Here is a 7,058-nt window from a genome sequence, read left to right on the forward strand (position 1 = left end):
TTTTTCGATCGATTTGCGTAAAAACGTGCTTATTTCCGCTGTTTTTCGTTCATTTTCACCCCGTTTTCATTCGCTCAACCGCGAGGTTGTGTTTCCCGGCGGCGAGGCGCGAAGCGTTCCGGTTCTCGCGCGGACCGAAGGCATGGGACGGAAAAATCATCTTGTTTCAATGAAAAAGGCGCAAGGGCCCCGAGTCGCGTCCAGGTCTCGTTTCACGTGAAACAAAACGTGAACATTTTTCACCCGCCAAATCGCGGTTTCGCCGCGCCATTTTTTCATTCACTTCTTGATTTGCCGGAACTGCGGGACAGGGAACGAAAAAAACGCGCCGTTTTGGCGCGCTTTTCCTTGATTCCCAAACGCCGTCGCCCGATCACCCTTTTCGCATTACACCTGTCGCGAAATCATCATGTTCTTGATTTCCGCGATGGCCTTTGCCGGATTCAGGTTTTTCGGGCAGGCGCGGGCGCAGTTCATGATGGTGTGGCAGCGGTAGAGCCGGAACGGGTCTTCCAGATTGTCGAGACGCTCGCCGGTGGATTCGTCGCGCGAATCGATCAGCCAGCGATAGGCCTGCAAAAGCGCGGAGGGGCCGAGATAGCGGTCGCCGTTCCACCAATAGCTGGGGCAGGAGGTCGAGCAGCAGGAGCAGAGGATGCACTCGTAGAGGCCATCGAGCTTGCTGCGATCCGCAGGCGATTGCAGCCATTCCTTTTCCGGCGCCGGCGTCTCGGTCTTCAGCCAGGGCTCGATCGCCGCATGCTGGGCGTAGAAATTGGTCAGATCGGGCACGAGGTCCTTGACCACCGACATATGCGGCAGCGGATAGATCTTGACCGGCGCCTTGACCTCGTCGATCGCCTTCGTGCACGCGAGCGTATTGGCGCCGTCGATATTCATCGCGCAGGAGCCGCAAATGCCTTCGCGGCAGGAGCGGCGCAGGGTGAGGGTAGGGTCGATCTTGTTCTTGATATAGAGCAGGGCGTCGAGGATCATCGGGCCGCAATCCTCGAGGTCGAGCCAATAGGTGTCGATCGACGGGTTGCGGCCGTCGTCGGGATTCCAGCGGTAGATCTGGAATTCTGTCAGTTTTTTCGCGCCCGCGGGCTTGGGCCAGCTTTTGCCTTTGCCGACCACGGAATTTTTGGGAAGCGCCAGTTCGACCATTGGGCTTGCTCTCTCACGTTTCACCCTTGCCGGGCGAAAAATCTCTTCGCCGGGGCGGGAAGGCCCCGGCCGGGGAAATCTCAGTACACGCGCGCTTTCGGCTCGATGTAGCTGACTTCGTCGGTCATGGTGTAGTTATGCACCGGGCGGTAATCGATTTTCACCGCCTTGGCGGCGTCGTCGATGGTGGCCAGAGTGTGCTTCATCCAGTTGACGTCGTCGCGGTTGGCGAAATCTTCGCGGGCATGGGCGCCGCGGGATTCCTTGCGGTTGCTCGCGCCTTCCATGGTGACGACGGCCTGAACGATCAGGTTGTCGAATTCCAGCGTCTCGATCAGGTCGGAATTCCAGATCAACGAGCGATCGGTGACGCGCACGTCGTCACGGGCCTTCCACACGTCGTGGATCAGCTTGACGCCTTCCTCCAGAACCTCGCCGGTGCGATAGACCGCGCAATTGTTCTGCATCACCTTCTGCATCCGCAGGCGCAGGTCGGCCGTCGGCGTTCCGCCATTGGCGTTGCGGTAATGGTCGAGGCGAGAAAGGGCGAGATCGGCCGAATTCTCCGGCAGATTGTCCTGCTTCGCGCCGGGCGTGACGATTTCGGCGGCGCGCAGGCCGGCGGCGCGGCCAAACACCACCAGATCGATCAGCGAATTGGACCCGAGGCGATTGGCGCCATGGACCGAAACGCAGGCGGCTTCGCCAAGCGCCATCAGGCCGGGCACCACGACGTCGGGATCGCCGTCCTTCTTGGTCAGCACTTCGCCGTGATAATTGGTCTGGATGCCGCCCATATTGTAATGGACGGTCGGCAGGACCGGGATCGGCTCGCGGGTCACATCGACGCCGGCGAAAATCTTGGCGCTTTCCGAAATGCCGGGCAGGCGCTCATGCAGGATTTTCGGGTCGAGATGGTCGAGATGAAGGAAAATGTGGTCCTTGTTCTTGCCGACGCCGCGGCCTTCGCGGATTTCCATGGTCATGGCGCGCGAGACCATGTCGCGCGGCGCCAGATCCTTCACGGAAGGCGCATAGCGCTCCATGAAGCGTTCGCCGGCCGAATTGGTCAGGTAGCCGCCTTCGCCGCGCGCGCCCTCGGTGATCAGGCAGCCGGCGCCGTAGATGCCGGTCGGATGGAACTGCACGAATTCCATATCCTGCAAGGGGAGTCCAGCCCGTAAAACCATGCCGCCGCCGTCGCCGGTACAGGTATGCGCGGAAGTGGCGGAAAAATAGGAGCGGCCATAGCCGCCGGTCGCCAGGATCACAAGCTGGGCGCGAAAACGGTGAATAGTCCCGTCGTCCATTTTCATGCAGACGACGCCACGGCAGCGGCCTTGCGCATCCATGATCAGGTCTATGGCGAAATATTCGATGAAGAATTCGGTCGAGTTCTTCAGTGCCTGGCCATACAGCGTGTGCAGCATGGCGTGGCCGGTGCGGTCGGCGGCGGCGCAGGTGCGCTGAGCGGGCGGTCCGCGGCCGTAATCGGTGGTCATGCCGCCGAACGGGCGCTGGTAAATCTTGCCGTCGGCGGTACGGGAAAAAGGAACGCCCCAATGTTCTAGCTCATAGACGGCGGCGGGAGCGTTGCGACACAAATATTCGATCGCGTCCTGGTCGCCGAGCCAGTCGGAGCCCTTGACCGTATCGTACATGTGCCATTTCCAATTGTCCGGCCCCATGTTCGCCAGCGACGCCGCAACGCCGCCCTGCGCCGCAACCGTATGTGAGCGGGTGGGAAAGACCTTGGAAATACAGGCCGTGCGCAAGCCTGCCTGCGAACAGCCGACCGTGGCGCGCAAGCCGGCGCCGCCCGCGCCAACCACCACCACGTCGAAAGTGTGGTCCACGATCGGATAGGCCTTGCCGCCGATGGCCGCTTTGGCCGGGGCGTCGATGGGTGCCATTGGAAGTGCCCTTAAGCGTAGAGTAAGACGATGAGACGGCGCGGCTTCACGCTGCGTCCGGCGTGGCGATCAGGTGAAGCTCAGGCGCAGCACGGCGTAGACGGCGGCTAGGCCGACGGCGGCGCTGAAACAGGCGTTGGCCATCAGGGCCAACGTCTTTGCGTGTTCGCCGTGAACATAATCCTCGATGACGACCTGCATGCCGAGCGCCATGTGCCAGGCGCCGGCGCCGATGAACAGCAGCATCAATATGGCGGGGCAGGGCGAGCCAAGCAGAGCCCGGGCGCCTTCGAAATCGCGTCCCGCCAGCGAGATCAGGATGACGACGAAGGCGATGGTCAGGGGCAGCAGCGCGAAGGAGGTCAAGCGTACACGCCACGCATGCAGCGTACCGGACTTGGCGGATCCGAGGTGGGTTACGCGGGCGCGAGGGGTTTGCAGTTTGGCTTGCTGGGTCATTGCTGGCTCCTCAGCGCAGGATGAGAACGGCGATCCAGATCAGGACCGTGAGAACGCCGGCGGCGATGAGCGAGCCCCAGGCGAGCTTGTCGCGGGCGTCCGGGTCGAAACCATGGCCGGCGTCCCAGATGGCGTGTCGAATCCCGCCCATCGCATGGAGCATCAGCGCGAAAGTATAGCCGAACAGGAGCAGTTGCCCGAGGAACGAGCCGAAAAAGGCCGAGGCCGCCTGGAAGCTGTGAGAGTCTGCGGCCGCCGCAAGCAGATACCAGGCAAGCAGCAGCGTGCCGATGTAAAGGCCGACGCCGGTCACGCGATGAGCGATCGAGGCGGCCATGGTCGGCGACCATTGATAGATCTGCATATGCGGCGACAGCGGGCGGCGCTGCTCCAGCGGGATCTGGCTGGGATCTGCCTCGGCCATGAAATTCACCCTTCCAGTTCGACGAATAGGGTCGGGCGGCGCAAGTTTGGCGCGCCGCCTTAAAGCTTGGAACCCTCACTAATCCAATCACGATTGCAGTGCAATGGACTGCGCATCAACCATTCGGTCAATCAGGCGTCGGAAGGCGGGAAGCGGAAATTCACCGCTTCGTTGGGCGGGTGTCTTGCTTTCGCAACGCAAAGCGGCGAAACCTAATGCGGCTGGAGAATGCGCAGGTGAATTTTTTTTCTTCCAAACGGGCCGTAATGGCCGGCCTGCTGGCGCTTGCCGCCAGCTTTTTTGCCCTGCCGGCGCCGGCTTCGGCCGCGGCGCGGCTGACCATCGAATCCGGCGGGATTTCGCGCCACGCCATGGTGGTGTTGCGCGATCGCCTGAAATTGCGGCGGCGTCCGCTGATTATCGTCCTGCGTCGGGGCGGAGGCATGGGAACGTTTTTGCGTCGTCGTTCCGGGATCGAGGACATCGCCGACACGAACCGTCCTATTTTCGTCTATCCCGAGGCGGCCAATGGCGTCTGGCCCGAGGGGCCGGGCGCCGAGGCCGACCGCGACGTCAAGTTTCTGCACGATCTGGTGGAGCACTATATCAATCAGGGCGTCGCCGATCCGCGCAGGATCTTCCTGGTCGGCGTATCTTCCGGCGGCGTCCTGGCCTATCGCGCGGCCTGCGCCGGCCTTGGCCGCCCGGTGGCAGGCCTCTCGACGCGCTTTTCCGCCATGCCGGCCGACCTCGCTAATTGCGCGCCGAATCCGATGGCCTATGTCTCCGTAAGCCTCGCTTCCGATCCGCGCATTCCCTTCGGCGGCGGCAAGGCGATCCTGGGCGAGTCTTCCTTCGACGCACTGCCCGCTGAAGGCGCCCTGGCCCTGTTCGCCAAGGCAAATGGCTGTGGCGCGCGCCGCGAGGACAAGCCCTTCCCCGAACGCGAGCCGCACGGGGCGGCGAAATTGGTGCGCGGCGCCATCATGTCCTATTCCGGCTGCAAGGCGCCGGTGGAATTGATCCGCATCGACAGCGGCGGCTATCACAATCCTGGCCACAGGCCCGAGCATAACGGCGAGCCGGCGGCCGAGGAAAGCGGCGATTTCGACGCCAGCCGCGCAGTGTGGGAATTCCTGAAACGCAACGGCGCCTGACCGGCGACGCAGCGTTTCGTTCTGGCGATGATTTTTGATCCAGATCATTGCGGATACCGGCAAGCCTTTTTAGCGCGCCGCAATAGCGCTTTAGGCCCATTTTTTTGCTGTCAGATCTGCACTATGCCGTTGAACGCCATGCGGCGCCGCGTTTTCGCGAGCGACCCGCGTGCGCGTCCATTTGGCAGTTCCGCAGAGCGAAAGAGGATTTCATGACCAGCAACGCCACCGCCGCCGCCGCCGCTCTCGATTTCGTGGAAGCGCAAAAATCCGAAGCCGCCACCTTGCGCGCGTTCATCGCCATTGTCGCCCTGGTTCTGGTCGTGAACGTCGTCGCCGGTTTCCTGTTCGGCCTTGGCGGCATCGGCGCTGTGGCGATCACCGAGGCGGCGCTGATGCTGGTGTTGTGCGTGGTGCTTACGCGCGGCTGAACTTACTCGACAAAAAGCCCCCGCCGGCCTCGCCCGCGGGGGCTTTTTTGTTTTTAGGATCAGCGCGGCATCAGCGCCCAATAATCGAGATCGAGAATGACGCTGGGGTCGTAGTTTTCGCCCTGTTTCAGCGGATGGGCGGCGGTTGGCTGGTCCTTGGTCGCGATGGTGCGCAGGCGCAGGGCGCCGACATCGGAACGGCCGTGGATTTCGGCGCGCTCCAGCACTTCCGTCCAGGCGAAAACCGTCAATCCGGCGAACAACGGGCTGACGTGGCGGCCGCCGTTGATCGCAGCGATATGGAAGGCGTTGCCGAGACCGTTAAAGCTCAAGGCGCGGGCCAATGAGATGACATGGCCGCCATAGATAAGGCGGCGACCAAAACGGCCCTGGCCCTCGGTATATTGGTTGAAATGGACTTTGGCCGTGTTCTGATAGAGGCGGGTGGCGAGCATGTGCTCGGCTTCCTCCACCGTCATGCCGTCGACATGGTCGATACGCTCCCCGGGCAGGTAATCGCCCCAGCGATGGGGCGAGCCTGACAGGGCGACATCATATTTGCGCGATTCGATGATCGGGCAGGCGTCGCCAAGCTGGTCGGGCGCCAGGGCCCGCGGCAATTGCGGCACTACTTCAGCCGGCGCCGGCGCATTTTCGTTACGCTTGCGCACCATCACCCAGCGAACATATTCCAAAACCACCGCGCCGCGCTGGTTGACGCCGCGCGAGCGGACATAAACCACGCCGGTCTGGCCGCTGGAGTTTTCCTTGAGGCCGATGACTTCCGAACTCGAGGACAGGGTGTCGCCGGGATAGACCGGCGCGAGGAAGCGGCAATCCGCATAGCCGAGATTGGCCACGGCGTTGAGCGAAACTTCCGGCACGGTCTTGCCGAACACGATATGGAAGACCAGCAGATCGTCGACGGGGCTGCGGGAATAGCCGATCGACTGCGCGAAGGCGTCGGAAGACTGCACGGCGAAACGCGAACCATAGAGCGCGGTGTAAAGCGCGACATCGCCGACCGTCACGGTGCGCGGGGTCGCGTGGACGATCACCTGGCCGAGTCGGAAATCCTCGAAAAAATTGCCCTTGTTGGTCTTGCTCATGACGGCCCCTAGCAGTGCGAATTCGGCTGCCGTGCTTTAGGCCATGCAAGCGGTCGTTGGCAAGGTTGCGTGGGGCGTCAACCCTTTGCCGTCGTGACCAGATGCTCCAGCTTTGCCAAAATTTCGACGACGTCGCCTTCCAGAAGCAGCGTCTTGTGCCTCGCGGCGGCGCCGGAAGTGATTTTGATGCGGAACGCAGGAATTTTGAGGTTTTTAGCCACCAGGGTCATGAGAGCGTCATTGGCCTTGCCGTCCTCTGGGACGGCACGCACCCGCGCCTTCAACACGCAGGCGCCGTCGGCGCGCGTCTCGATCCCCTCCAGCGCGTCACGCGAAGATTTGGGGGTGAGACGCACATGCAGGACAACGCCGCTTTCGCGCGGCGTCCAGGGTTTGGC

General features: G+C 62.3%; 8 protein-coding genes. 2 read left to right on the top strand and 6 right to left on the bottom strand.

Translation table 11 applies throughout. The features are described 5' to 3' along the window. Positions 1–387: 387 nt before the first annotated feature. The 4 genes from ACLP2E_RS07465 to sdhC form a co-directional block, all read right to left on the bottom strand. Positions 388–1,167, bottom strand: a complete 780-nt coding sequence (locus ACLP2E_RS07465; RefSeq protein WP_442465544.1) for a succinate dehydrogenase iron-sulfur subunit — start codon at positions 1,165–1,167, stop codon at positions 388–390. A gap of 80 nt (positions 1,168–1,247) precedes the next feature. Next, entirely contained in the window at positions 1,248–3,080 is a 1,833-nt protein-coding gene (sdhA, locus tag ACLP2E_RS07470; RefSeq protein ID WP_442465545.1) for a succinate dehydrogenase flavoprotein subunit, read from the bottom strand. 69 nt (positions 3,081–3,149) lie between these two features. Continuing rightward, positions 3,150–3,539 (bottom strand): succinate dehydrogenase, hydrophobic membrane anchor protein, encoded by a 390-nt coding sequence (gene sdhD / locus ACLP2E_RS07475; RefSeq protein WP_442463716.1) that lies wholly within the window; start codon positions 3,537–3,539, stop codon positions 3,150–3,152. 10 nt (positions 3,540–3,549) lie between these two features. Beyond that, positions 3,550–3,963 carry a succinate dehydrogenase, cytochrome b556 subunit gene (gene sdhC / locus ACLP2E_RS07480; RefSeq protein ID WP_442463715.1) on the bottom strand — a complete coding sequence of 138 codons (414 nt, stop codon included), beginning with the start codon at positions 3,961–3,963 and terminating at the stop codon, positions 3,550–3,552. 215 nt (positions 3,964–4,178) lie between these two features. Here sdhC and ACLP2E_RS07485 point away from each other — a divergent pair, with 215 nt between their 5' ends. Both ACLP2E_RS07485 and ACLP2E_RS07490 read left to right on the top strand, forming a co-directional pair. Then, the gene (locus ACLP2E_RS07485; protein ID WP_442465546.1) at positions 4,179–5,120 is read left to right on the top strand and encodes an alpha/beta hydrolase family esterase; all 942 of its coding nucleotides are present in this window, start codon (positions 4,179–4,181) and stop codon (positions 5,118–5,120) included. A gap of 212 nt (positions 5,121–5,332) precedes the next feature. Next, entirely contained in the window at positions 5,333–5,551 is a 219-nt protein-coding gene (locus ACLP2E_RS07490) for a hypothetical protein (RefSeq protein WP_442465547.1), read from the top strand. A 59-nt stretch (positions 5,552–5,610) separates the two neighbouring features. On the opposite strand, the gene ACLP2E_RS07495 is transcribed toward ACLP2E_RS07490, so the two are convergent. Then, on the bottom strand, positions 5,611–6,660 hold the full coding sequence (locus tag ACLP2E_RS07495; protein ID WP_442465548.1) for a MaoC family dehydratase: 1,050 nt from the start codon (positions 6,658–6,660) through the stop codon (positions 5,611–5,613). Between the two features lie 77 nt (positions 6,661–6,737). Further along, positions 6,738–7,058 (bottom strand): DUF167 family protein (locus ACLP2E_RS07500; RefSeq protein ID WP_442465549.1); only part of this gene is annotated, 321 nt, incomplete at its 5' end.

Source organism: Rhodoblastus sp., from assembly GCF_052145335.1.
In the GTDB taxonomy this organism is placed as follows: domain Bacteria; phylum Pseudomonadota; class Alphaproteobacteria; order Rhizobiales; family Beijerinckiaceae; genus Rhodoblastus.

Bases quoted from the DNA above. Each gene is read 5' to 3' on its own strand.
- sdhD (WP_442463716.1), bottom strand. From the start codon at position 3,539: ATGACCCAGCAAGCCAAACTGCAAACCCCTCGCGCCCGCGTAACCCAC.
- ACLP2E_RS07465 (WP_442465544.1), bottom strand. From the start codon at position 1,167: ATGGTCGAACTGGCGCTTCCCAAAAATTCCGTGGTCGGCAAAGGCAAA.
- ACLP2E_RS07485 (WP_442465546.1), top strand. From the start codon at position 4,179: ATGCGGCTGGAGAATGCGCAGGTGAATTTTTTTTCTTCCAAACGGGCC.
- sdhC (WP_442463715.1), bottom strand. From the start codon at position 3,963: ATGGCCGAGGCAGATCCCAGCCAGATCCCGCTGGAGCAGCGCCGCCCG.
- ACLP2E_RS07490 (WP_442465547.1), top strand. From the start codon at position 5,333: ATGACCAGCAACGCCACCGCCGCCGCCGCCGCTCTCGATTTCGTGGAA.
- ACLP2E_RS07495 (WP_442465548.1), bottom strand. From the start codon at position 6,660: ATGAGCAAGACCAACAAGGGCAATTTTTTCGAGGATTTCCGACTCGGC.
- sdhA (WP_442465545.1), bottom strand. From the start codon at position 3,080: ATGGCACCCATCGACGCCCCGGCCAAAGCGGCCATCGGCGGCAAGGCC.